This is a genomic window from Mesorhizobium sp. M0185, from assembly GCF_040322175.1.
Lineage (GTDB): Bacteria > Pseudomonadota > Alphaproteobacteria > Rhizobiales > Rhizobiaceae > Mesorhizobium.
This window is the reverse complement of sequence record NZ_JAMYSY010000137.1, coordinates 1-584: the sequence shown is the minus strand read 5'-3', so window position 1 is coordinate 584 and position 584 is coordinate 1. Positions and strand designations below refer to the sequence as shown.

At 64.9% G+C, this 584-nt stretch carries 1 protein-coding gene; it reads right to left on the bottom strand.

Features of this window, described 5'->3' with window-relative positions; genetic code table 11:
• Window positions 1-584 (bottom strand): IS256 family transposase (locus NKJ20_RS34090; protein WP_352749977.1); only part of this gene is annotated, 584 nt, incomplete at both ends.

Sequence of the window (584 nt, the reverse complement as noted above, 5' to 3'; positions counted from 1 at the left end):
AGCGGCAGCCGATAGAAGCTCAGCGTCTCCTCGATGTTATCTTCCACCCAGTTGACCAGCTTCGGGTATTTGGCCTGCCATTTGGCGATCCACTGCGCCAGGTCGCGTTTGACCTCGGCAAGGTCGCGCCGGTCGTAGAACCATCTGAGCTCCATCAGGCAATCGTCGTCGACCTTGCGCGGCACGTAGTCGAGCGCGTTTCTGAGGAAGTGCACGTAGCAGCGCTGCCAGACCGCTTCGGGCAGCACTTCGCGGATTGCCGCCCTGAGCCCCGGATGGTCGTCGGAGACGACGAACTCGACGCCGGCGAGCCCGCGATTCTTGAGCCCCGTCACGAACTCGCGCCAGCTCGAATGGCTCTCCCGGTTGGCCAGCTCCACGCCCAGAACCTGGCGCCGGCCCTCCCAATCCACGCCGATCGCCACCAGCACCGCCTGGCTGGCGATCACGCCCGCCTCGCGAGCCCGCTCGTAGCGCGCGTCCAAAATGAGATACGGATAGCTTTCCTCGAGCCGCTGCGTGAAGAACGCCTTGAGCGCCTCATCCAGCCGCATCGTCGCCTCGCTCACCGTCGAGGCCGAGAA